Annotated in this window: 22 protein-coding genes and 2 tRNA genes; 9 read left to right on the plus strand and 15 right to left on the minus strand. The window is 63.0% G+C overall.

The window, feature by feature from the left end:
• The 3 genes from ACMV8A_RS06700 to ACMV8A_RS06710 form a co-directional block, all read right to left on the minus strand.
• On the minus strand, positions 1 to 279 hold the full coding sequence (locus ACMV8A_RS06700) for a helix-turn-helix domain-containing protein (protein WP_495324989.1): 279 nt from the start codon (positions 277 to 279) through the stop codon (positions 1 to 3).
• 102 nt (positions 280 to 381) lie between these two features.
• Entirely contained in the window at positions 382 to 675 is a 294-nt protein-coding gene (locus ACMV8A_RS06705) for a DUF6794 domain-containing protein (protein WP_495324990.1), read from the minus strand.
• Positions 672 to 1,208, minus strand: a complete 537-nt coding sequence (locus tag ACMV8A_RS06710; protein ID WP_495324991.1) for a thermonuclease family protein — start codon at positions 1,206 to 1,208, stop codon at positions 672 to 674. The genes ACMV8A_RS06705 and ACMV8A_RS06710 overlap by 4 nt, the downstream gene beginning before the upstream one ends.
• Before the next feature lie 72 nt (positions 1,209 to 1,280).
• Here ACMV8A_RS06710 and ACMV8A_RS06715 point away from each other — a divergent pair, with 72 nt between their 5' ends.
• Genes ACMV8A_RS06715 through ACMV8A_RS06735 form a run of 5 tightly spaced genes read left to right on the plus strand, consistent with a single transcriptional unit; the run spans position 1,281 to position 4,156 of the window.
• Positions 1,281 to 1,472 carry a hypothetical protein gene (locus ACMV8A_RS06715; protein ID WP_495324992.1) on the plus strand — a complete coding sequence of 64 codons (192 nt, stop codon included), beginning with the start codon at positions 1,281 to 1,283 and terminating at the stop codon, positions 1,470 to 1,472.
• Positions 1,472 to 1,921: a DUF2924 domain-containing protein gene (locus ACMV8A_RS06720; RefSeq protein ID WP_495324993.1), complete on the plus strand. Its 450-nt coding sequence runs from the start codon at positions 1,472 to 1,474 to the stop codon at positions 1,919 to 1,921. The genes ACMV8A_RS06715 and ACMV8A_RS06720 overlap by 1 nt, the downstream gene beginning before the upstream one ends.
• Positions 1,918 to 3,297 carry a recombinase family protein gene (locus ACMV8A_RS06725; RefSeq protein ID WP_495324994.1) on the plus strand — a complete coding sequence of 460 codons (1,380 nt, stop codon included), beginning with the start codon at positions 1,918 to 1,920 and terminating at the stop codon, positions 3,295 to 3,297. The genes ACMV8A_RS06720 and ACMV8A_RS06725 overlap by 4 nt, the downstream gene beginning before the upstream one ends.
• Positions 3,297 to 3,659: a site-specific recombinase resolvase gene (locus tag ACMV8A_RS06730; RefSeq protein WP_495324995.1), complete on the plus strand. Its 363-nt coding sequence runs from the start codon at positions 3,297 to 3,299 to the stop codon at positions 3,657 to 3,659. Before ACMV8A_RS06725 ends, ACMV8A_RS06730 begins: the two co-directional genes overlap by 1 nt.
• An 8-nt stretch (positions 3,660 to 3,667) precedes the next feature.
• A complete protein-coding gene (locus tag ACMV8A_RS06735; RefSeq protein WP_495324996.1) occupies positions 3,668 to 4,156 on the plus strand; it encodes a hypothetical protein in 489 nt (162 codons plus the stop codon).
• A gap of 118 nt (positions 4,157 to 4,274) precedes the next feature.
• On the opposite strand, the gene ACMV8A_RS06740 is transcribed toward ACMV8A_RS06735, so the two are convergent.
• The 12 genes from ACMV8A_RS06740 to ACMV8A_RS06795 all read right to left on the minus strand — a co-directional run bounded on the left by ACMV8A_RS06740 (position 4,275) and on the right by ACMV8A_RS06795 (position 18,239).
• Positions 4,275 to 6,071, minus strand: a complete 1,797-nt coding sequence (locus ACMV8A_RS06740; protein ID WP_495324997.1) for a CFI-box-CTERM domain-containing protein — start codon at positions 6,069 to 6,071, stop codon at positions 4,275 to 4,277.
• Positions 6,052 to 6,804, minus strand: a complete 753-nt coding sequence (locus ACMV8A_RS06745; protein WP_495324998.1) for a hypothetical protein — start codon at positions 6,802 to 6,804, stop codon at positions 6,052 to 6,054. The genes ACMV8A_RS06740 and ACMV8A_RS06745 overlap by 20 nt, the downstream gene beginning before the upstream one ends.
• Before the next feature lie 14 nt (positions 6,805 to 6,818).
• Positions 6,819 to 7,652 (minus strand): VWA domain-containing protein, encoded by an 834-nt coding sequence (locus ACMV8A_RS06750; RefSeq protein ID WP_495324999.1) that lies wholly within the window; start codon positions 7,650 to 7,652, stop codon positions 6,819 to 6,821.
• An 80-nt stretch (positions 7,653 to 7,732) separates the two neighbouring features.
• Positions 7,733 to 7,933 carry a methylation-associated defense system helix-turn-helix domain-containing protein MAD1 gene (gene mads1, locus ACMV8A_RS06755; RefSeq protein WP_495325000.1) on the minus strand — a complete coding sequence of 67 codons (201 nt, stop codon included), beginning with the start codon at positions 7,931 to 7,933 and terminating at the stop codon, positions 7,733 to 7,735.
• Between the two features lie 727 nt (positions 7,934 to 8,660).
• A tRNA-Phe gene (locus ACMV8A_RS06760) sits at positions 8,661 to 8,736 on the minus strand.
• A gap of 58 nt (positions 8,737 to 8,794) precedes the next feature.
• On the minus strand, positions 8,795 to 9,067 hold the full coding sequence (locus ACMV8A_RS06765; RefSeq protein WP_495325001.1) for an oxidative damage protection protein: 273 nt from the start codon (positions 9,065 to 9,067) through the stop codon (positions 8,795 to 8,797).
• Between the two features lie 10 nt (positions 9,068 to 9,077).
• Positions 9,078 to 10,118: an A/G-specific adenine glycosylase gene (gene mutY / locus ACMV8A_RS06770; RefSeq protein WP_495325002.1), complete on the minus strand. Its 1,041-nt coding sequence runs from the start codon at positions 10,116 to 10,118 to the stop codon at positions 9,078 to 9,080.
• The gene (locus tag ACMV8A_RS06775; protein WP_495325003.1) at positions 10,115 to 12,532 is read right to left on the minus strand and encodes an AsmA family protein; all 2,418 of its coding nucleotides are present in this window, start codon (positions 12,530 to 12,532) and stop codon (positions 10,115 to 10,117) included. Before ACMV8A_RS06775 ends, mutY begins: the two co-directional genes overlap by 4 nt.
• Positions 12,533 to 12,648: 116 nt before the next feature.
• Positions 12,649 to 12,722: transfer RNA gene (locus ACMV8A_RS06780), tRNA-Gly, on the minus strand.
• 53 nt (positions 12,723 to 12,775) lie between these two features.
• Positions 12,776 to 14,569, minus strand: a complete 1,794-nt coding sequence (locus ACMV8A_RS06785) for a cyclic-di-GMP receptor FimW-related protein (protein WP_495325004.1) — start codon at positions 14,567 to 14,569, stop codon at positions 12,776 to 12,778.
• A 115-nt stretch (positions 14,570 to 14,684) separates the two neighbouring features.
• Positions 14,685 to 16,361: a cyclic-di-GMP receptor FimW-related protein gene (locus ACMV8A_RS06790; protein WP_495325005.1), complete on the minus strand. Its 1,677-nt coding sequence runs from the start codon at positions 16,359 to 16,361 to the stop codon at positions 14,685 to 14,687.
• 75 nt (positions 16,362 to 16,436) lie between these two features.
• Complete coding sequence (locus ACMV8A_RS06795) at positions 16,437 to 18,239, minus strand: AMP-dependent synthetase/ligase (protein WP_495325006.1); 1,803 nt, start codon at positions 18,237 to 18,239, stop codon at positions 16,437 to 16,439.
• Between the two features lie 89 nt (positions 18,240 to 18,328).
• On the opposite strand from ACMV8A_RS06795, the gene thiS reads away from it, so the two are divergent.
• The 4 genes from thiS to trmB are packed head-to-tail and all read left to right on the plus strand — an operon-like array spanning position 18,329 to position 21,082.
• Positions 18,329 to 18,529, plus strand: a complete 201-nt coding sequence (gene thiS / locus ACMV8A_RS06800; RefSeq protein WP_495325007.1) for a sulfur carrier protein ThiS — start codon at positions 18,329 to 18,331, stop codon at positions 18,527 to 18,529.
• A gap of 49 nt (positions 18,530 to 18,578) precedes the next feature.
• Positions 18,579 to 19,367 carry a thiazole synthase gene (locus ACMV8A_RS06805; RefSeq protein WP_495325008.1) on the plus strand — a complete coding sequence of 263 codons (789 nt, stop codon included), beginning with the start codon at positions 18,579 to 18,581 and terminating at the stop codon, positions 19,365 to 19,367.
• Between the two features lie 54 nt (positions 19,368 to 19,421).
• Complete coding sequence (locus ACMV8A_RS06810; RefSeq protein WP_495325009.1) at positions 19,422 to 20,384, plus strand: magnesium transporter CorA family protein; 963 nt, start codon at positions 19,422 to 19,424, stop codon at positions 20,382 to 20,384.
• A gap of 2 nt (positions 20,385 to 20,386) precedes the next feature.
• Entirely contained in the window at positions 20,387 to 21,082 is a 696-nt protein-coding gene (gene trmB, locus ACMV8A_RS06815; protein ID WP_495325143.1) for a tRNA (guanosine(46)-N7)-methyltransferase TrmB, read from the plus strand.
• The last annotated feature ends 62 nt before the right edge of the window (positions 21,083 to 21,144 follow it).

Raw genomic sequence — 21,144 nt, forward strand, 5'->3', positions numbered from 1 at the left:
TCAGCCTTCGATTTTCGGGCGTTTCCGGTAGGCCAGGACAACATCGCCAAGATTCTTCTGCAGTTCCGGCGGCAGGCGGTTGGCCTGCACAAAAACCTCATCCAAGTCCAGGTGCAGTTCCTGGGCCGCCTTGGTGATCAGGTCATCCTTGGGCGGCTTTTCCATATTGCGTTCGATGCGCGACCAGTAAGCCGGCGAGATACCGATTCGCCGGGCGAAGTCGTTCAGGGGGATGCCTGCTTCCTCCCGTTTCTGCCTGATGAAGTCGCCGAATGCCATTGAGGGGTTGCAACTGGAAATTGGTCACCGTCGAGAATATCGAACTCACCTATTCTCGTCAACTGTTTTATCAACGCGCAATCGCTCACATGGAGCCCAGCGTCAGTGAATCTTGGGAGTTCGCTCGCGCAACCGTCGCCAAACCTGTTCAATGATCAGCATCGATGCATCGTCAGGGTGAATGCCAGGTTCGCGCTCACGCAGCGCCTGCATCAAGGCGTCATTGCCTTGCCAGAGCCCAAGGTTGTTCCGAATCCACATCCCCAAACCAAAATGCAGATTGATCAGGTCTGACTCAGGCATCGCCGCAATCTTGGTAGCCTCGGCTTCTGGCAGCGCGGCGATGACTACGCCCGCAGCCTCATCAATCGTTGCGGGCCACTGCTTAGAGTTCATTGACGATCCTTCTTGCGCCAGTCCCAAGGCGGTATCGGTTCTGCGTCACGCCAGAGCCCGACGCTGCGCGCACGCGCCTCCTGCTCGGCAGTCTCATAGGATCGAGCATCCTCGGCTGATTGCTCCTTGGCGTACTTCCGGTACCACCAGGCAAATCCAGCGGTGACCTGACCAAGACCGGCATCCAGTATCTTGGCGCAGTCGGGACGTTGGCAGCCGGGTTCAGCCACCATTACCTTCCCTACGATGCGCTGGTAGCGATCATGCTTGCTCCACTGCACCTCGACTTCCTTGCCGAAAACCAGCCGGGAAAGGTTTTCCTTCGATCTCTGGCCGAAGGCCTGATTCTTCTCCGGGGCATCAATGCCAGCAACCCGAATCTTGTGTTGCCGCTTATCGCTGTCGAGCACGGTGATCGTGTCGCCATCGCTCACGCCGACCACTTTGCCGGCCAGCGTGTCGGCCAGCACAACTCCTGTTGACAGGAGAAGCGCCAGACCCAGCCCGGAAAAAATCAATCGATTACTCACCATTACCCTACGTTGCCATCTAGTCGAGAAGATAGGACATATTATCCATGACGGTCGCAATTCCTTGGAGCCGTCATGAAGAACCTCGAACTCGCATCTCCCTCTGAGATGTCCGCCAGCGCCCGTGCTGGCGAAATCACCACCATCATTGCGGCAGCCATCGTCCGCACGCTCGCCGGCGACGATCAAAAACAGAGAGCAGTTGGACTTGGCTTCCTGCCCGACCAGCGCGTTCATACAACCCCCTATCAACAGGAGAAGTTGTGATGAACGAGAAACAAGCATCTGTCGCCGCCCGGATCTCCGAGCTGGCCTGCCTGCCGATGTCCGAACTCTGGTCGCTCTGGGATCGGTACTTTCCCCGCCGCCCGGATTATCCGAATCGAACGCACGTCGAGTCGCGCATTGCCTACAAGCTGCAGGAGGAAGCCTTCGGCGGCCTCGCCCCCGAAACCAGGCAGCGGCTGGAAGCCATCGGTGCGAAGCACTCCAAAATCAAGCTGCGCGCCAGGCCGCGTGAATTCCATTTCGCGCCGGGCACGGTGATTCTGCGCGAATGGGGCGAGCGCGAGCACCGGGTAACGGTCAATGCCGAGGGCCGTTTCGAGTACGAGGGCCACACCTTCAAGAGCTTGACGGCGGTAGCCCGGCATATCACCGGCCAGCACTGGAGCGGGCCGCTGTTCTTCGGCCTTGGCAAGGGAGGTGCGCGATGAACGAAATCGCCAGCCCCAAGACCCGCAAGCGCTGTGCCGTCTATTGCCGGGTATCCACGGACGAGCGCCTCGATCAGGAATTCAACTCCATCGACGCTCAGAAGGAGGCTGGCCACGCCTACATCGCCAGCCAGCGTGCCGAAGGCTGGATTCCGGTCGCGGACGACTACGACGACCCCGGATTCTCCGGTGGCAATACCGACCGCCCGGCCTTGAAGCGCATGATGGCCGACATCGAGCGCGGCCAGATCGACATCGTGGTGGTCTACAAGATCGACCGCCTGACGAGGAGCCTGTCAGACTTCTCCAAGATGGTCGAAGTGTTCGAACGCCACGGGGTGTCCTTCGTCTCGGTCACCCAGCAATTCAACACCACCACCCCGATGGGGCGGCTGATGCTGAACGTCCTGCTCTCCTTCGCCCAGTTCGAGCGCGAGGTCACCGGCGAGCGTATCCGCGACAAGATCGCCGCCGCCAAGAAGAAGGGGATGTGGATGGGCGGGGTGCCGCCGCTCGGCTACGACGTAGTCAATCGCCAACTGGTCATCAACGAGGCCGAGGCGGCCGTGGTGCGGCGCATCTTCGAGGAAATGCTGACCATCGGCTCGCCGACCCGGATCGCCGCCAACTTGACCTTGGAGGGCATCACCACCAAGGCCTGGACGACACAGGAGGGCCAGACCCGCAGCGGCACCCGCATCGACAAGAAGTACCTGCACAAGCTGCTGCGCAACCGCATCTATCTGGGCGAGCTGTCGCACAAGGGAAACTGGTACCCCGGCGCGCATCCGCCGATCATCGACCAGGCGCTCTGGGACAAGGTTCACGCGGTGCTGGCCAAGAGCGGCCATGCCCGGTCGGTGGAAACCAAGATCCGATCACGTACTGACGCCTTGCTGCGGGGCCTGCTCTACGCCCCCTCGGGCGAACGCATGTACCCGACCTACTCGAACAAGAAAGGACACAAGTATCACTATTACGTGTCCAAGTCGGAGAGCCGCTTCGGCGCGCCGGGCAAGCGCTACGAGCGCCTGCCCGCAGCGGAGATCGAGGCAGCGGTGGTCGCCCAGATCCGCACGGTGCTGACCAGCCCGGAAGCCATTGCATCGGTGGTGCGCCACATTCAGCAGAGCGGCGGTCAGGTCGACGAGGCCACCACGGTGATGGCGATGGGGCGTCTCAACGACGTGTGGGATCGATTGTTCCCGGTCGAGCGCCACCGCATCGCCAACCTGATGATCGAGCGCATCGACCTCGTCCACCTCGGCGAGATGCAGGGGATCAAGATCAAGTGGCGCCCATTGGGCTGGGACAAGCTGATTGGCGAATTCGCGCCACAGCAGATCGGCGCGGAACTGATGGAAGTCGAGGCCTGATGAACAGCTCGCTGGAAACCTTCGCGCCCCTCCAGTTCAAGCGTAAGAAGGGAAAGCTCCTGGTCGACGGGAGGGAGGGGGAGCACGATGTCCGCATCATCGAAGCCGTGGCCCGGGCGATGCACTGGCACGCCCTGCTCGACGCCGGTACGTTCAAGAGCGTGGTCGAGATCGCCCGGGCCGAAGGGTTGATGCCAACCACGGTGGGCCGGCTGCTGCGACTGGCGCGGTTGGCCCCCGACATCATCGAGCAGTTGATGCAGGGATGCCAGCCCCGAAGGCTGACCCTGCTGTGGCTGATGCGACACGACATCCCTGCGCTCTGGGCTGACCAGCGTCAGATGCTTGAACGATTCCGGTAGGAGGCGAAATGACCAGCAAGAAGCACTATGGCAAGCAGACGGGGCAAGCGGTCACGCAGGCCTTGCCCAGTCCAGCCGGTGGTGTACGACTGGAAACCTTTGTCCCCTGGACACTGGTGAGACGAGGGTTGAAAAAGCGGGTCATCACACCATTGGACGCGCCACAGGAATTTCTGTCCGAGGCTGCCCAGGAGCGGAAGGAGAAAACGGTTGCGCAGGACACCGCACTGATGCGGGCACTCGGACTGGCCCACCATTGGCAGCGGCTGCTGGACGATGAGCGGGCGGCGTCCGTCGCCGACATCGCCAAGGCCGAGGGCATGGACGCGACGCAGGTGCGCCGGGTCATGCGGCTGACCCTGTTGGCCCCAGAGGTCATCGAGCGGCTGGTGGGTGCGCCCGATGCCGTGTTGGAGAAGGTGATACGCCGCCATTGGCCCGGTAATTGGATCGATCAGGTGATTGTTCTGAAGACTTACAAAAAGTCATCTAAGTGAGCGAGATCCCTGTAAGTCAGCTCCGGGCTCTATCCGCCCCTTACATTTATGCGGATTTCCGCCTGGACGTATGACCTGAAATCTGGTCATGCGGTCGCGACCGAGGACAGACAACGGATTATTTTCGCCGCTCAAGCCAGCGGACCAGCCGATCCAGTGCCGCTCGAACAACGGCGGTAAGCCGTTCGCTGCGTTGAAGGAGCTGCACAAGCCGGGGAGACAGCTCATAGTAGCACCTGACAAGGGTGCGCCCCAGTAATGATGGCATCAACGCCCTGTCACGCCAGGCACGTAGTGCATTGGTTTCAGGCGCGTCCCGGCCATAAACGGCTGTAGCAATAAAGCAGTTGTCCTTTGTTGTCGCCGGTTTTCCGGATGTGGTTGTATGAGTATATGTAGGCGAACGCCCGTGGGTCCGTGGCGCCGGTGCTGGTTGGCTCCCCTTCATCGCCTGCAGCACGGCCTGATTTGGAGTCGTTGACGCCCGGCCGGGCGCAGTTGCTCTGGAAGGGGTACTGGTGGTTCCGCGTATTCCGTCCAAGATCTCCTTATTGCTACTGCGAGATGTTGATCCAGTTGACCGCGCAGATGTACCAGACAGTCGGAATCTGGCCTCCGACTCGGTGATTACATGAAGCTGATTGGCTTGCGTGATGCTGATTGCCAAATGGGAGTACTTGTACTTCCTGCTTCGATATGGTGGCTCCATCAGCCCAACGACGCTAACCCATTTCCCAACCCACCCTTGGTCGGGACGTTGAGTGAGCGCAGCCAAGCCCTCGGACCAGATGCTAATCTTGACGATCTCGCCCTGCCACCGTCCGAAATTAATGAAGACGTAGGGCTTGCCATGACGAGTCTTGTCCTGTTTGACCTCGACGATTCTTCCGACTAGTTCGATCCGATCCCCCACATGTCGGAGGCAAAGCGCGTAGTTCGTGGCATCCAATACTGGAAAGGCCGACATGTACTGCGCCAGGGCGACCGGGGCGGTCGGCGATACCGTAATGACTACTTGGGGGATGTTCTTCCGTACGAGAAAGTCTTCAAGCGTTGGAATCTTGTCAAAAGATGCTTTGCAGATGGCTGCGAAGTTCTTTGCGTCCTCAGCAAACTGGGGACGTCCAAACAGATCGCCGAAAATGGCCGACCGACTTGGGTCGGCAAAATCATTCGCCTTGAATAGGATGGAATCGCCATCTGATTGGGTCTTGCTCCATAAATCCGGATGGGCCTCCAGTACCCGGAGCGCGAGATTTAGTGCAATGAACGAGAAGCGGTCGATCCGGGGATCCCATGAACTACTAGTTCGTCTTGGGTGCTGGAAATTTCGGTGTCCGAGTTCGGCGCTGCCAAGACTCCTCAGCTCATCGACGAACATTCCGTCATAGTCGATGAGCTGAACGGATCGACCTCCGTTCGACACCATCACATTCCCCGGCTGAACATCGCCATGCGCCAGGTTCTGGCCCTCGAGGTAGGTGGCCAGGGTGCGGAGTGATGAATTTAGCTGCTGGAGGTCGCTCTTGCTTCGATAGCGCGCCTCCAAGAACTCCCCCAAGGTGTCGCCCGATGCCCATGCCATTTTGACGACGGGGAAAGCCTTACCATTGACGCGAACCCCCTGCGGCTGGAACTCAAAGTCCAGAAAGTACGGGGAGCGCAAGGACTTGAGCCGGTTAGAGATTGCGCAGTAGCGCTTCTCAAGAGCATTCGATTGCTTGTGGAAACAGCGAACCGCGTATTTCGCACCTCCAGTCGTGACTGTGTAAGTGAGTGCGAAGCCCCCGCACAGGGCGAGCGGCAAACCGAGGCCGGTTGTTGCAATCGTCCCCTTCTTGAGAACAGGGTCAGCAAGCGCCAGTTGCGGATGCTGGAACGCTTCGTTGTACTGTTCAAGGGTTGGGTAAGTCATTCCCGTCAGCCGTAGCGAACGACAACCTAACTAGCGTCGTGTCGTCAATGCGCATATTTTTCGTCAGCCGTTCCTGGATCACCAAGGCTTCGAGGCCGGGTACATCTTCGATACCGGCGAGCATCTGCCAGACAGGTCGCCCTTCCTGCGCATGACGAAGCGCCCACTCTCCGAGTGCATCTGTCATGCACAGAACAATTGGATCTGTTCTATCCTTGATGCGCCACGTCTTGTGATGTCGGGAAAAGAAATCTGGCGAGGAGAAAAAAGTGTTTAGCGTGAAGTTGGTGCAGAACAGTTCCGGGCGCTGTTGAAACTCCTCGGCGCGCACATACGGAAATGAGTCGACGAAGTCACCGCCATCCAACAGCACAGCAAGACTATCTCCTACGCCTAATACGTCCACCGTGCCGTGGTCGAGGAACTCCTCTATCCCCAAAAGGGTCGCGAAGCTTCCTCGGTCGAATGCAGCCTGCTTCGACCACGACATCTGTGCAAGATCAAATTGAGCGAGGTAATCAGCAACAGCGTCAGTGAGCCAACTTGCGTTCAGTTCCGGGTGTCGCACGAAGCGTGCGGTCAGCAGGTGTGCCCAAGTCTTTGAGTCGAAGGATTCGGATGCCCCATCGCTGACAGCGACTCTGCCAATGTCGGTTGCCAACACGTAGGCATCCTCGTTCGCGTCTGGAAACGACGAGTCCTTGGGCACCTGCCCCGCAAAAAGCACCTTCATGCGCAACGACAAGGCTATCGCAATTGCGAGGCACGCGTGCCAATGTCAAAGAAGTCCACAATCTGAACGGCATCAGCATTGAACATGAAACCTCGCGACTCCATGCTCACTTTGAATCCCTTTTCTTGGGCGAACCGAATCAGGTGATCTGGTAGGGGACTCGACATGCGAAAGAGAAGTTTCGCGTATGCATCTGGCAGTCCCGTCTCAGCAGCAGGAAATTCAACGGGGTTCGCGCCAGAAGTACTGACGTGCAAATTGAACATGAGCACGGGCCCGTCGCCAGTCTGGATCTGGCGGATTTGTGTCGCAAGTTCCTCCGGGTCGCCATCGGTTGACTCGCCGTCTGTGATATGAAGAACGGTGGGCGGATAGCTGTTCGGATGGGAATCGCACCAAGCGACAAGCTCCTCTGCAGCCTTTGTAATCGCTTGGCACATCGGCGTACCGCCACTCGCATGGGGTTCAAACCAAACAGGGAATTTGATCGATTGCTCGACAATACCGCCCGCGCCGTCATCCATCCTCTTCTGACGTTCTTCGATCCGCAGCGGAGATGCTTCGATGGCAGAGATAGGATGAAGAACGGACGATCCTAATGCGCCCTGGAACCCGTTATACGCCCCGTTGGCACCATAGCCGATCACACCGATGTCGAAGTAATTCCGGGTTCCTTCCGACTTGGTGCAGCGGGTGATGAGAGTGGCGAGCGTTCGGTTCAGCACGTCCGCAACTTGTTGCGCCTTCGATCGGCCCGACGACATTTTGTCGTCCATCGATCCAGACTGATCGACCAGAAACAGAAACGCTGTCGGATTGCTGCGGCTGATCTCTGCAATGTACGGCATGTCATTCTCCCTTAAAAATATCCACGAAAACTGAGCGGGTTCCTGCAGACAGTGAGAAACCTTGCCCTAGCGATTTCCAGCTATTGCTTCTGTGATGCTGACGCGCGTTTCTGGTCGTCTATCCAAACGTCAATATCTGCCCGCTGAAACCGCCAAGCCCCTGCAACCTTGAACCCAGGAATCTCTCCGCGTTGTACGAGCCGGTAGATTGTCTTCTCGGTTACGTTGAGATATTCAGCGAGATCCCGCACCGTCATCGCTTGCTCAATGCTACGAGGCATACACTCTCCATTTCTACCCTGATAGGATAGCCGAGGAAAGCAGGGGAAACTAGTCCATTCCTATGTGGATGACGGGAACCATCAGCTAAGCTACCCACGAGAGAGAGCCCATGAGAAACACACGACAACCGCCACATGATTTCGGGATGAGCTGGGGAATACCCGGCTTTCGAGTGGGGCGTAGTCAGTTTGGGACGTGGTGGGTTTCCATCGGCCTCCCGTTCGGCATTCGCATTACCAGACGCATCGGGAAGGAGAGGCGCCCCCCGGAAGCGACACCACAGAACCACACGTCAGCAATCCCCAACATAGGTCAGTCCCAGCAACCAGAGGGCATAGCACAGACGCTGCCAACATTAAGCCATCCACTCACCAAGAACCAAGAGATTTTGGAGAAGATGCGCGGCAAGAAGGACTAGGTTGTCCCGCTGCCATCGTTGGGCAGAAGCAACAGAAGGGCGATTCGGATCGATTTCATCCTTCGGTCGCCGGAGGTAGCCTCTCTTCAACCACAACCGACCGTCTCAAAACCCCCACCAATACTGGAAGTGACCTCGCGCACGCTCGCGAGGCAAGTAGAGAAAATCGGAGAACAGAGAGGCCGTAGGGGGCGAAAAACGTGGGAATGTGAGGGACGACGCTCGCGAGGCAAACCCGCGAAACCGCGCGAGAACTGGCATTTCAGGCAGACGTAAAAAAGCCCGAAACGGGTTCGGGCTTTTGGGATTGGTGGCCAGGGGCGGAATCGAACCGTCGACACGCGGATTTTCAATCCGCTGCTCTACCAACTGAGCTACCTGGCCGAAAGGCCGCCTATTAAAGCGACAGCGGCACGGCAAGTCAAGGAATAATCTGCCCTGCTTACCGGCTGGGCGGCACGTAGCCTTCCGGCTTGGTGGAGCCGCCGCTGAAGAAGAACTTCTCCATCTCCTGCTCCAGCATCTCGCGGTGCTTGGGGTTGATGGGTGACAGGCGGTATTCGTTGATCAGCATGGTCTGCTGGCGCAGCCACAGGCCCCAAGCCTCTTTGGAGACGTTCTCGAACACGCGCTTGCCCAGCTCGCCCGGATACGGCTGGCGTTCCAGCCCTTCAGCCTGCTTGCCCAGCTTGACGCATTGCACCATACGACTCATCGCAACATCCTCATTCGTCACGGCCCAGCCGCGCCACCAAGCGCTTGATCGGTGCGGGCAGGCCCAGTTGATCGCAAAGCTCGGTTTTATACCAGACTGCGCCGCCTGCTTCCATGATCGTCCCGCCCGCGTCTGCAACCCGCACATGCAGCGGGGATATATCGAGATGGAAATGGCTGAAGGTGTGGCGCAATGGCGGCCAGGCCTGCTCCGCGCGCAGCGCGAAGCCGCGGCGATGGCACCAGTCCGCCACCGGCTCATCCGCTTCGGGCGGGGTCCACAACCCGCCCCAGATACCGCTGGGCGGGCGGCGCTCCAGCAATACCTCGCCGCGCTCGTTGGTCACCAGCAGGAAGGTGGCGTGGCGCTCGGGCAGGGTCTTGCGCGGACGCGGCGCCGGATAGCGCAGCGCAGCGCCGCCGGCATGGGCCAGGCAGGTTTCCGCCTGCGGACAGTCGCCGCAGCGTGGGCGGCTGCGCATGCACAGGGTGGCGCCCAGGTCCATGATCGCCTGGGTGTACTGGGCCACGCGCGCGACGGGGGTGTGCTCCTCCGCCTTCTGCCACAGCAGGCGCTCCACCTCCGCCTGCCCGGGCCAGCCATCGATGGCGTGGTAGCGCGCCAGCACGCGACGCACATTGCCGTCGAGGATGGGATGGCGCTGGTTCTGTGACAGGGCCAGGATGGCGCCCGCAGTGGAGCGGCCCACACCGGGCAGCGCCATCACCTGCGCCAGCGTGGCAGGAAACACGCCGCCGTGTTCGGCGGCGATGAGGCCGGCGGCGCGGTGCAGATTGCGGGCACGGCTGTAATAGCCGAGCCCGCTCCAAAGGGCGAGTACTTCGTCGAGAGACGCGGCAGCCAGCGCGGTCACGGCGGGAAAGCGCGCCATGAAGCGTTCGAAATAGGGGATGACCGTCGCCACCTGGGTCTGTTGCAGCATCACCTCCGACACCCACACCCGGTAGGGGGTGGGGTCGCTTTGCCAGGGCAGATCCTTGCGGCCGTGCTCGTCGTGCCAGGCGAGCAGCCGGTCGGCGAATGAACTCATCGCAGCTTGATGGCGTCCTGCAACTGCTTCTGCAGATTCTGTTGCAGCTTCTGCTTCTCGGCATCGAGCTTTTTCTGCATTTCCTCCTGGGCCTTTTTCTTCTCGGCCTCCAGGGCCGCCGCGGCCTTTTTCTTTTCCGCCTCGATGGCCTGCTTGGCCTTTTCGTCGAGCAGGGAGCCCAATTCGACGTTGAACTTGGGCTCGGTGAAGCTGCCGGTGATGCGCAGCGGAATGGTCAGCCCTTTCAGGTCGTCCAGTGCCTTGCCGCCCTGCCCCTCCAGCGTGCCGACGATGGCGGCGCGCACCAGATAGTCCAGCGCCTCGGTGGCGAGGTGGGCGGTGCCGCGGCCCTCGACACGGAACAGCGGCGAATTGGCCTTGAGATCGGTGTTGGTCACCAGGCCATCCTTGAGGGTGGCGGTGCCGCTGATGGCGGCGAAGTCGGTGCTGCGCACCTCGTCGGGCGGCGCCGGTTGCTTTTGGTAAGAGGCGTAGGCGTTACGGATCAGCTGGGCGATGTTGATGCCGTTGACGGCGCCGTCGGTGAAGCTGAAGGCGGCATTGCCGGTGAGGCTCTTGCGCACATCCATCGGATCGATGCCGCGCGCCGTGAGTCTGGCGCTGACATTGGCGGTGCCGCTGACATAGTCCTTGCCCATGAAGTCCTTGAGCAGCGGACCCGCCTGCACGCCGGCCAGCTTTTCATCCATGCCCAGCAGCGGCACGTTGCCGCGCACGTCGAGGCTGAGATTGCCGTCGTAACCGCCGCCGTAGAGCTTGGCTCCCACCGGATGCACGCGCAGCAGGCCGCCGGCGGCCTTCACCGTGGCGTGGATATCGCTGGAGCGCAGATTCATCACCTTGAACTTGCCGATGCGCGCCGTGCCATCCACGTCCAGGGCGCGCAACTGCGCGATGGTCTCCGGCGGCAACTCCACCACACCGGCCGCGGCGGCGGCCGGTGTCGCCGGCACCGGTTTCTCCTTGGGCGGCGGCAGATAGCGATCCGCATCCACTTCATCCAGCGTGAGATCGTAGCGCAGCGCCGGCTGCTGGAAGTTGCGCACCGACGCGCTGCCGCTCAGGGTGGAATCATCGAAGCGCAGCTGCAACTTGCTGAGGGCGGCCTGGTTAAGGCCGGCGCTGAAATCGAAGGCGAGCGCGGCCTTGGTCAAGGTAGACGGATCGGCCATCTCCGGCAAGGCGATGCCCAGGGTGGCGAGCAGGTCGCGTGGCACGAACTCACCCAGTTCGATACGGCCGGAGAACTGCGGTGCATCGATGATCTTGCTGCCGTTCACCTGGCCGTTGATGGTCAGGCCCAGCGTCTGGATGTTGAGGGGGCTGACCTTGACGGTCTGCCGGCCCAGCGAAAGATCAAAGGACATGTCGACACGGCTGCCCTGCACGGCCGCCGCTTGCATCCCCGGCGGCAACTGCGCCTGGAACGGCGCCAGCAGCGTGGCGGCATCGCTGATCATGATCTGCAAGCTGCCCTTGGCATCCGGCTGCGCCAGGATGGAAGAAGCATCTACCTTGCCCTGCACCGTCACGCCCTGCGCCTCCAGCTTGAGGCCGGCGATGCTGGCGGTCTGCGCAGCCAGATCGGCCTGCACATCCGCCTGCAGACGCGCACGGGCCTTGCCGCCCGGGATCAGCGCGCTTTGCACATCGGCGGCGAGGGTGGTGGTGTCGAGACGATACTTCTGGCCCTGCAGGTCCAGCGTGACGCGGCTGGCGAAACGAATATGGCCGCGCAGCTGCGGCTGACTGCTGTCGACGTCGAACTCCAGCGCGATATCGAAGGGCTCATTGAGACGGATGGCGCTGATCTCGAGATGCAAATGTTCGATGGCATAGCGGGCGCCGGACTGACGATCGTCCCACACCACCTTGGCGTCGCGCAGTTCCAGACCGCCCAGGGCAATGGCGCCGAGGGCCGTCGCCGGGTCGGCGGGGGCCGTTTCAGCCGGCGCGGTCTTCTCCGCCGGGGCAGTTGCTTCGCCGGCGGCACCGACCAGGTCATCCCAGTTGGTGCTGCCGTCGGCACGGCGGCCGAGGTTGGCCTCCAGGCCGTGCAGTACGATCTTTTCCATCTCCACTTCACGGCGCAGCAAGGGCAGCAGCTTCACCCGCACATCGGCCTCGCCGATGCGGGCGAACGGCGCCGGACCAAAGCCCTCGGCATTGCTCAGCTGCATGGCGCCGAGGCGCACGCCGAGCCAGGGAAACAGCGACAGCTTGATCTCGCCCTCGATGGTCAGCTCGCGGCCGGTCTGCTTCTTCACCGCGGCGCTGATCTCGTCGCGATAGTCATTGGGGTCGATGACCAGCGGGATGATGATGGCGGCGGCCACCACGGTGATGACCAATGCGGCCACCAACCAGGCAACGAGCTTGATGATCTTCTTCATGACGGGGCGTCCTGATCCATGGGCGGAATACGGCCAATCTTACACCGGTTGGCGCACGGCTGCTGCCGGGAGAAAACCCTGATCACCACAGGGAAAGCGGAAGGTGGGAATGAAAATGGAGCGGGTGATGGGAATCGAACCCACGTAGTCAGCTTGGGAAGCTGAAGTTCTACCATTGAACTACACCCGCGACGGGCGGCCATCATACTACCGGCCTGACACAGGCCTCAAGTTAATGGGCGTTTAAAGTATTTCCCACACCGATTTGTACTTGTCGAAGGGGTCCGTCGCCGAGGCAGCCTTGACCTCGGGCTGGCTGCGCCGGGCCTGATGCTCGGCGCAACGGTACATCTGAAACACGGCGGAGGACTCAAGCTGTGCCAACAGCACGATGGGGACTTCGCGGCCAGCGGAGGCCAGCCACAGGCGCTTGTTGGCCAAGCCGGTGATCTGCGGCAGCACCACACGCAACTGGTCCTGCTCATGGCCCAGCAGACAATCGATGGGGGCGCTCTGCTTGCCGTCCTGCTCGACGCGGATCGCCGCCGGTACCACCTGCTGTTGCAGGCGCTTCACACCCAGCTCGATGCTGCCGTCCGCCCCCACGCGCAACCAGCGCACCATGCCGAGACTCCACTGGGAGGTGTCGTCGGAGGTGCTGACCGCCACCAAGTCGCCGTCGCGCACCGCGCCCAACCGGCCGGGCGGAAAGCGCAGGCCCAGGCCGCCATTGCTGCGATTGACCAACTCACCGAACACCAGCGTGTAGGTTTTGGCGACCTCGACCTCCGCCCATGACTTGGTCTGCTCCCGGGGCCGGCTGGTATACACCATGTCCCAGATGTCGGCCTCCTCGTCACGATCGCCGACAAAGCCCAAGCTGCGCGCAAATGACTCTTTCTTTTCCAGCTGTGCATCCAGCACCTGCAAGGCGGGCTCGGCCGCCGCAGCCGGGGCCGCTGCCGGTGCCGAGACCCCGGACAACAGCGCATGGATCTCCCGCAAACCCAACACCACATGTACCGTGCCGGCCGCCGTCTCGCGTGCATCATTGCGCTGCGGCGGACGCAACCAGCAGGTCAGCAATGTCGCCGCCGTGTCACGCTGCACTTGCGCACCGGAAGGCAGCGTGATGCGCGCGGTAGCGCCGCGTTGCTGCTCCACCTGCTGCGCCATCTGCTCCAGCAGCGGCGTCATATTCAGCAGGCGCAGGCTGTATACATTGGGCTCGCGTGCCGGATGCAGCTTCCACAGCGGCCCCGGCGCCACATCCTGATCCAGGTCGATGCAATAGGCATCGGCACAGCGCTGGGGACTGTCCGGCCGCGACAGCTCGAGGGCGCCGGTCCATTGCGCCATGTGGCGCAGCACCTCGTCGAACTGGGCCGCCTGCATGCGCTGCGGCGGCAACAGCGCCAGTAGCAGCAGCTGTTTGTACTCATGTCCCAAGGTGGTGACCGCACCGCCGCCAAGAGGGGCCACGGAGGTATCCAGCAATTGGTTGTCCTCCAGCAGCCGATAGGCGCTGTGGATCATCAGCCAGGCGCCGGGCGGCGGTGGCAGATGGAGCTGGTGACGAATGGTGAAGATGCCGCTGAAGTAATGCAGCATGCGGTGCAGCGCCGTGGTCCACACCCGCTCCCACTTGCGCTGGCGGAACCAGTGCAGGGTATCGCTCTGCTGCATCACGATCTGGTAGCCGATGATCATGGCGGCACGCAACTCGGTCGCCAGCTGCGCCACCCGGGCGGCCTTGGCGTCGAGCGGGAACGGCCTACCCGTGTAATGGGGTTTGAGCGCGGCGAGCACGCCCTGCAGGGGCACGGCAAGCTGCTCGAGAAATTCCAGGCGATGGTGAATGTTGACGTCGAGGCGGTTGACCTCGTGCAGGGCCAGATACAGCAGGCGCGCCGTTTCGCCGGCATGACCCAGCGGCAAATGCTCCAGCCATGCCCTCACCGCTTCAGGCCGGGTATCGAAGGCGCCGGGGCCGGGTTTGTGCTGTGGGGGAATGGAGAGATTGAGTGTCGGTGTCATTGGCCTGTACGGTGATGTGTTTTGACATCCCGTCAAACCAGTTGCACTCCTTACCAGTGGGCATTGGAAAGCCCACTGTGAAAATGGTTCCGCAAAACTCTACCACAGATACCGATTAAAGCGCGTTCCATACGTCGGTATAGCGATCCGCCTCCTTGGCGGCGGCGGCCGGCGCCTCCGCCCGGCGGCGCCAGGCCTCCTGCGCGGCCAGGCCGGCATGGGCCTGATCGTGTTCAGGGACATCGAACGAAAAGGCGTTGAACCCGGTGGAGCTGTCGATGCGCTCCAGCAACACGATAGGGGCTTGATGATCGCGGTAGGCCAGGCGCAGGGCCTTGTGTTCCACCCCGGGCAGGTTGGGCATGAACAGCGCCGTCTCGCCGCTGGGCGTGGTACCGAGCAGACAGCCGAGGGGTGCGCTGTGCCCATCCTGCCCATCCACGCTCACATCCACCGGCAGCGCCTCCACCGCCAGATGCTGCACACCCAGGGTCGGCGGCTCACCTTCCATGGCGCGCAGCCAGCACACATAAGCAATTTCCCAGGGCCGCCCCGGCCCGTTGCGCAGACCGATCACGTCACCCTCCTTGATGGGCTGCGCAGAACCTGCCGGCAATTCGAGTCCATAGCCGGTAGCGCTGCGATCCAGCACCCGCGCCAGTAACGGCGGCGGCGGTGCATCAGTCACCTCGCCACCGGTCCAGGCATGGACCGGATGGGCAGTCTTCGCCGACTCCAGTTGCAATACCTGCGGCGGCCGCGGCGGCATCACACCGGCCAGGGCGTGGTACAGCCCGCTGACCCCCACCTGCACCTGCATCTCCTGTCCGCGCCCCTGGCGCCGTTCGGCGTGGCGGCCGCGGGCCCCGCTCCAGACGTTGCGCAACACCTCTACGCTGTCACGGCTCAACCCCGCCGGCAGCGGCTCCCCATCCACCGCCAGCATCGCCTCCAGCCGATGCACCAGGGGACGGGTATTGAGCACGGTGTATTTGCCCTTGCCGCCCATCGCGCCGACGATGTCCACCGGCAATTCGGTGGGCGGGTTGTCGCCGTCGAGGCGGACCCAGAAACCGTACTCCACCGAGGTCGGATCCAGATCGACCAGGGCCAGCCATTGATCCAGGTGAGCGCCCAGCTGCTGCCACTGCTCGACAGTGATGCGCGCCGGCGGCACCAGGGAGCGCAGCAGCAGGCGTTTGTATTCATCCATCACCGTGGTGGTGGTATCGGAACCGGCCAGGCGCACCAGCGGCCGGCGCGCACGGCCGGCATGGCCCTCGTGGCGAAAGATGCGGTGCACGGTACGCCACACGCCGCGGGGATAGGGCAGGTGCTGCCATTGGTAGTCGCTCAGAATGCCGCCCAGATAGTGCAGCATGCGATGGGCCGCCAGCGCCTTGCGCTGCCGCCGTCCCCAGGGTTTATACCAGGGCAGGTGGCGCACTCCCTCCAGCACCAGGCGATAACCGATGACCAGTTCCACCTGCAGGTCGGTGGCGAGACGTGCCACATGCCGCGCCTTTTCCGGCAGCGGGAAGGGCTGGCCGATATAGTGGCGTTGCAGGGCCGGCAATACCAGCGCCAGAGGCTCGGCCAGCCGCTCCAGAAACTCCAGCCGCAGCTGTAGCGGCTGCTGGGTGCGGTTCACCTCATACAGCGCGAGAAAGATCTGACGGCAGGTTTCGCCCAGGCTGGCCACCGGCAGCTGCGCCAGCCATGTCGCCAGCGCCGGCGGGCGGATATCAAAGGAGCGCCCCGTCACCGGACGCAACACGGGCAAATCGAACATCAGGCGGGGTTTCATGGCGGCAGCGGCTCAACCGATGAGAGTCGGCATACGATAACGCGGCGCAGGCATGGGCGCCTAGCCGTGGAACAACGCTTCGATCTGCGCCTGGTAACGCGCCTGCACCTCGCGCCGGCGCAGCTTCATGGTGGGCGTGAGCAGACCGTTGTCGATGCTCCATGGCTCCAGCGTCGCCGCCACCCGGCGCACCTTGGCGTAGCCGGGAAAATCGCGCAGCAGCTGTGCGATGCGCTGCTGTAGGGCCCGCTGCAACGCGGGGGATTTGAGGCTGTCCGCGGCCTGCGGGTCCAGGCCGAGCTGGCGCGCCAGTTCCGGCCACTGTTCGCCGTTCAGCACCACCAGCGCCGCCAGGTGCGCCTCGCCCTCGCCCAGCAGCATGGCGTGCTCGAACAACGGGTCGAGCATGATCGCCCCCTCCATTTCCGATGGCGGCACCTTCTCGCCGTTGGACAGCACCAGGATGTCCTTCAGCCGTCCGGTGATGTGGATGCGGCCGTCGTCGATCTGCACCTGATCGCCGGTGTGCAGCCAGCCGTCGGCGTCGATGGTGGCGTGTGTGGCCTCCGGGTGGTTCCAGTAGCCCTGCATCACGTTGGGGCCGCGCACCAGCAGTTCCTCGTCGGCGCCGAGGCGCACCTCGATACCGGGCAAGGGCCGGCCCACACTGGACGGCTCGTTGTCGCCGGGCAGGTTGACGCTCACCACCGGGCTGGCCTCGGTCAGGCCATAGCCCTGCACCAGGTCCAGCCCCAGCGACAGAAAGAAGCGCGCCACCGCCGGCGACAACGCGGCCCCGCCGCTCACCGCCAGACGCAGCCTGCCGCCCAGGCGCTCGGCCACCTTGTGCGCGACCAGACGTTGCAGCACGGGCCAGAACAGCAGCGGCCACGACCAGCCGGCCCGCCCCTGCCGCCACAAAAAGCGCCGCCAGCCCACCGTCAGGGTGGCGTGGAACAGGGCACGGGCCAGCGGCGGCCGCTGTGCCAGTCCGCCCTGGATGCGGCCGTACACGCGCTCGAACACCCGCGGCACGGCGATGAGGATGGTGGGGCGCTGCTGTTGCAGGTCCTCGGCCAGCTGCTGCACCGAACGGGCATAGGCCACGGCGGCGCCGGCCATCATCGGCAGGTAGTAGCCGGCCATCCGCTCCAGCATGTGCGACAAGGGCAGAAAGGACAGAAACAGATCATCGGGGTGGAATCGCTCCAGGCTGAGCGCCGCCTCGGTATTGCTGAGGATGTTGCGGTGACTGAGCATCACGCCCTTGGGCCGCCCGGTGGTGCCCGAGGTATAGACGATGGTGGCGAGGTCATCGGGCTGTCCGTCACGGGGCGCCAGTACATACGCGCCCGACGCCGGCAGCCACTCATCCAGGGCAGAGGCGCGCGGCCCCAGGGCGCCGCCCTCACCCTCGCCCGCCACCACGATGCGTTGCAGGCTGTCGACCGCCTCCAGGGCGGCACGCAGGCGGCCATAGCGCTCTTCCTGCACCAGCAGCACGCGCACCCCGGCGTCCTGCAATATATAGGCGGTGTTGTCGGGGCGGTCCTCCAGATACAGCGGCACCACCACCAGGCCGAGGCCGAGGGCGGCCTGCTCGAACCACACCCACTGCGGACAGTTGCGCAGCAGCAGGGCGACGCGCTCGCCCGGGGCCAGCCCCTCGGTGACCAGGGCCTGCTGCCAGCGCGCCACTTCCTGCGCCGTCTCGGCCCAGGTCCAGCGGTGCCACTGCTCGCCCTCGCGCGCAAAGCTGCGGTAGGCCAGCCCCTGCGGGCTGCGCCGCACCCGCTCGCGCAGCAGGCCATCCAGGGTGACGGCCTGTGACGGGGTGATGTAGTCAGTGCGGTCTGCTTGCATGGCGGCGCGGCCCCCGTCGTAGGTGGATACAAACCCGATAGTAGCCCGGGTTTGACGACCACGGCCAGCAACCGCTAGGCTTCCGCCCCATGCAAATTCACGTCAACGGAGCGGCACGCGAGGTGCCCGACAACTACACCGCCGCCGATCTGGTCGCGGCCATGGCCCTCACCGGCAAGCGCATCGCCATGGAAGTGAACCTGGAGATCGTGCCGCGCAGCCACTACGCCACGCACCGCTTCCAGCCCGGCGACAAGGTCGAAGTGGTTCAGGCCATCGGCGGCGGCTGAACGCCGCGTATAATCCGCCATTCATCTCACACTGCCGCAGGAACACCCCATGCCCAACATCGATGACCCGCTGGTGATTGCCGGCAAGACCTACCGTTCCCGCCTGCTCACCGGCACCGGCAAGTACAAAGACCTGGACGAAACCAAGCGCGCCACCGAGGCCGCCGGCGCCGAGATCATCACCGTGGCGATCCGCCGCACCAACATCGGCCAGAATCCCGGCGAACCCAACCTGCTCGACGTGCTGCCACCCGATCGCTACACCTACCTGCCCAACACTGCCGGCTGCTACAACGTCGACGATGCGGTGCGCACCTGCCGGCTCGCGCGCGAACTGCTCGACGGCCACGACCTGGTGAAGCTGGAGGTGCTGGGCGACGAGAAGACCCTCTACCCCGACGTGGTCGCCACCCTGAAGGCCGCCGAGATTCTGGTGCAGGACGGCTTCAAGGTGATGGTCTACACCTCCGACGATCCGATCATCGCCAAGCGCCTGGAGGAGATGGGCTGCGTGGCGGTGATGCCCCTGGCGGGCCCCATCGGCTCCGGCCTCGGCATCCAGAACCGCTACAACATCCTGGAGATCGTGCAGAACGCCAAGGTGCCGATCCTGGTCGATGCGGGCGTCGGCACCGCCTCCGATGCCACCATCGCCATGGAGCTGGGCTGCGACGGCGTGCTGATGAATACCGCCATCGCCCAGGCGCAAGACCCGGTGCTGATGGCCTCGGCCATGAGGAAGGCCATCGAGGCCGGCCGCGAGGCCTTCCGCGCCGGGCGCATGCCGCGCAAGCGCTACGCCAGCGCCTCCTCACCCATCGACGGCACATTTTTCTAATCCGGCATAGGAGCGGCTGCAGCGCGACGAAGCCGCTCCTACAATGTGACCACCATGGACATCCTCCAACTAAACCACGGCGCAGCGCCGCAGCGGCTCGATCGCCTGACCGATCTGCCACAAGAGGGTTTTCTCTGGCTGGACTTTACCCGTGATCTGGAACCGGACTGGTACGCCACGGTGGAGCAGATCACCGAGTGCAAGATCCACGAACGTCACATCAACGACAGCTTCAACACCGCCCACCCATCGTTCTTCGATGCCACCTCCGACTACGACATGGTGATCTTCCGCAGCCTGGCGCCGGAGCTGGAGGAAGGCGAGTTTGCCACCCGCCCCACCGCCTTCTTTCTATTCGACGGCCTGCTGGTGACGGTGCAATCGGGCAACAGCCGCTCGGTGAAATGGATCAAGGAACGCCTGCTGGGCCACACGGGCCGCGTGCCGATGGGCCCAGCCGGCCTGATGCAGCAGATCCTCAATGCCATGGTCGATCGCTTTCTTGCCCTGCGCGAACCGCTCACCCTGCAGATGGAGGACTGGGCCAGCCAGTTGCTCGACCCGCGCCATCCCTTCAGTGACTGGTACGTGGTAATGGGCCACCGCAGCCAGTTGCGGCGGCTGGAAATCCTGTGCGAGGAACAGGAGGATGCGCTGCTCGCCTGGCGTGACAACACGCGCTTCGACATCAGCGAACATCTCAACGTGCGTTACACCGACCTGCTGGAACACATCCGCCGTGTCACCAAATTCGCGCTGACCCAGCAACACGAAGTGGAGGCGCTGGTGCAATTGCACTTCTCCGCCGTGGCGCACCGCACCAACCAGATCATGCGTACCCTGACGGTGATCTCCGCCATCTTCATGCCGTTGATGCTCATCGCCAGCATCTACGGCATGAACTTCGAGAACATGCCGGAACTGGCGCACCGCTACGGCTATTTCTTCGTCCTCGGCGGCATGGCCCTGCTGGCGAGCGCCCTGCTGCTGCTGTTTCGCATCAAGAAGTGGTTCTGAATATCGTGACCGAAATCGAACGCCCGCAGCGCGCCATCCGCTCCTACACCCTGCGCCAGGGCCGCCTCACCCCGGCGCAGCAGCGCGCCATGGACCAGCTGTTTCCGCGCTACGGCGTACCCAGCGGCGATACGCCGCTCGACTTCGACGCCATCTTCGGCCGCCGCACGCCGCGCATCCTGGAGATCGGTTTTGGCAACGGCGATTCCCTCGCCGCCATCGCCCAGGCCCACCCCGGCAACGACTACCTCGGCATCGAGGTGCACACCCCCGGTGTCGGCCACCTGCTGCTCAAGATTGAGGAACTGGCGCTGACCAACCTGCGCGTGATGCGCGACGACGCAGTGGAGGTGCTCACCCGGCGCATCACCGATGACGCGCTCGATGCGGTGTATCTGTTTTTCGCCGACCCCTGGCCGAAGAAGCGCCACCACAAGCGCCGTATCGTGCAGGGTGAATTCGCCCAACTGCTGCGCCGCAAGTTGAAGATCGGCGGCCATTTCCACATGGCCACTGACTGGGAGAACTACGCCCAGCACATGCTGGAGGTGATGCACGCCGCCGCCGGCTTCCGCAACACCTCGCCCAGCGGCGATTATGTGCCGCGGCCCGACTACCGCCCGCTCACCAAGTTCGAGCAACGCGGCCAGCGTCTTGGCCACGGCGTGTGGGATTTGATCTTCGAGCGCATCGACTGACGCGCTTGCCCTCCCCCGCCGCGGGGAGGCTATACTCCGGCCGGGACAGGATCGTCCCGCCC

This window comes from Sulfurivermis sp. (genome assembly GCF_059410345.1).

Bases quoted from the DNA above. Each gene is read 5' to 3' on its own strand.
- ACMV8A_RS06810 (WP_495325009.1), top strand. From the start codon at position 19,422: ATGGACATCCTCCAACTAAACCACGGCGCAGCGCCGCAGCGGCTCGAT.
- ACMV8A_RS06790 (WP_495325005.1), bottom strand. From the start codon at position 16,361: ATGTTCGATTTGCCCGTGTTGCGTCCGGTGACGGGGCGCTCCTTTGAT.
- ACMV8A_RS06700 (WP_495324989.1), bottom strand. From the start codon at position 279: ATGGCATTCGGCGACTTCATCAGGCAGAAACGGGAGGAAGCAGGCATC.
- ACMV8A_RS06795 (WP_495325006.1), bottom strand. From the start codon at position 18,239: ATGCAAGCAGACCGCACTGACTACATCACCCCGTCACAGGCCGTCACC.
- ACMV8A_RS06730 (WP_495324995.1), top strand. From the start codon at position 3,297: ATGAACAGCTCGCTGGAAACCTTCGCGCCCCTCCAGTTCAAGCGTAAG.
- ACMV8A_RS06715 (WP_495324992.1), top strand. From the start codon at position 1,281: ATGAAGAACCTCGAACTCGCATCTCCCTCTGAGATGTCCGCCAGCGCC.
- ACMV8A_RS06735 (WP_495324996.1), top strand. From the start codon at position 3,668: ATGACCAGCAAGAAGCACTATGGCAAGCAGACGGGGCAAGCGGTCACG.
- ACMV8A_RS06745 (WP_495324998.1), bottom strand. From the start codon at position 6,804: ATGAAGGTGCTTTTTGCGGGGCAGGTGCCCAAGGACTCGTCGTTTCCA.
- mads1 (WP_495325000.1), bottom strand. From the start codon at position 7,933: ATGCCTCGTAGCATTGAGCAAGCGATGACGGTGCGGGATCTCGCTGAA.
- ACMV8A_RS06775 (WP_495325003.1), bottom strand. From the start codon at position 12,532: ATGAAGAAGATCATCAAGCTCGTTGCCTGGTTGGTGGCCGCATTGGTC.
- ACMV8A_RS06750 (WP_495324999.1), bottom strand. From the start codon at position 7,652: ATGCCGTACATTGCAGAGATCAGCCGCAGCAATCCGACAGCGTTTCTG.
- thiS (WP_495325007.1), top strand. From the start codon at position 18,329: ATGCAAATTCACGTCAACGGAGCGGCACGCGAGGTGCCCGACAACTAC.
- ACMV8A_RS06720 (WP_495324993.1), top strand. From the start codon at position 1,472: ATGAACGAGAAACAAGCATCTGTCGCCGCCCGGATCTCCGAGCTGGCC.
- ACMV8A_RS06765 (WP_495325001.1), bottom strand. From the start codon at position 9,067: ATGAGTCGTATGGTGCAATGCGTCAAGCTGGGCAAGCAGGCTGAAGGG.
- ACMV8A_RS06805 (WP_495325008.1), top strand. From the start codon at position 18,579: ATGCCCAACATCGATGACCCGCTGGTGATTGCCGGCAAGACCTACCGT.
- ACMV8A_RS06740 (WP_495324997.1), bottom strand. From the start codon at position 6,071: ATGACTTACCCAACCCTTGAACAGTACAACGAAGCGTTCCAGCATCCG.
- mutY (WP_495325002.1), bottom strand. From the start codon at position 10,118: ATGAGTTCATTCGCCGACCGGCTGCTCGCCTGGCACGACGAGCACGGC.
- ACMV8A_RS06705 (WP_495324990.1), bottom strand. From the start codon at position 675: ATGAACTCTAAGCAGTGGCCCGCAACGATTGATGAGGCTGCGGGCGTA.
- ACMV8A_RS06710 (WP_495324991.1), bottom strand. From the start codon at position 1,208: ATGGTGAGTAATCGATTGATTTTTTCCGGGCTGGGTCTGGCGCTTCTC.
- ACMV8A_RS06785 (WP_495325004.1), bottom strand. From the start codon at position 14,569: ATGACACCGACACTCAATCTCTCCATTCCCCCACAGCACAAACCCGGC.
- ACMV8A_RS06725 (WP_495324994.1), top strand. From the start codon at position 1,918: ATGAACGAAATCGCCAGCCCCAAGACCCGCAAGCGCTGTGCCGTCTAT.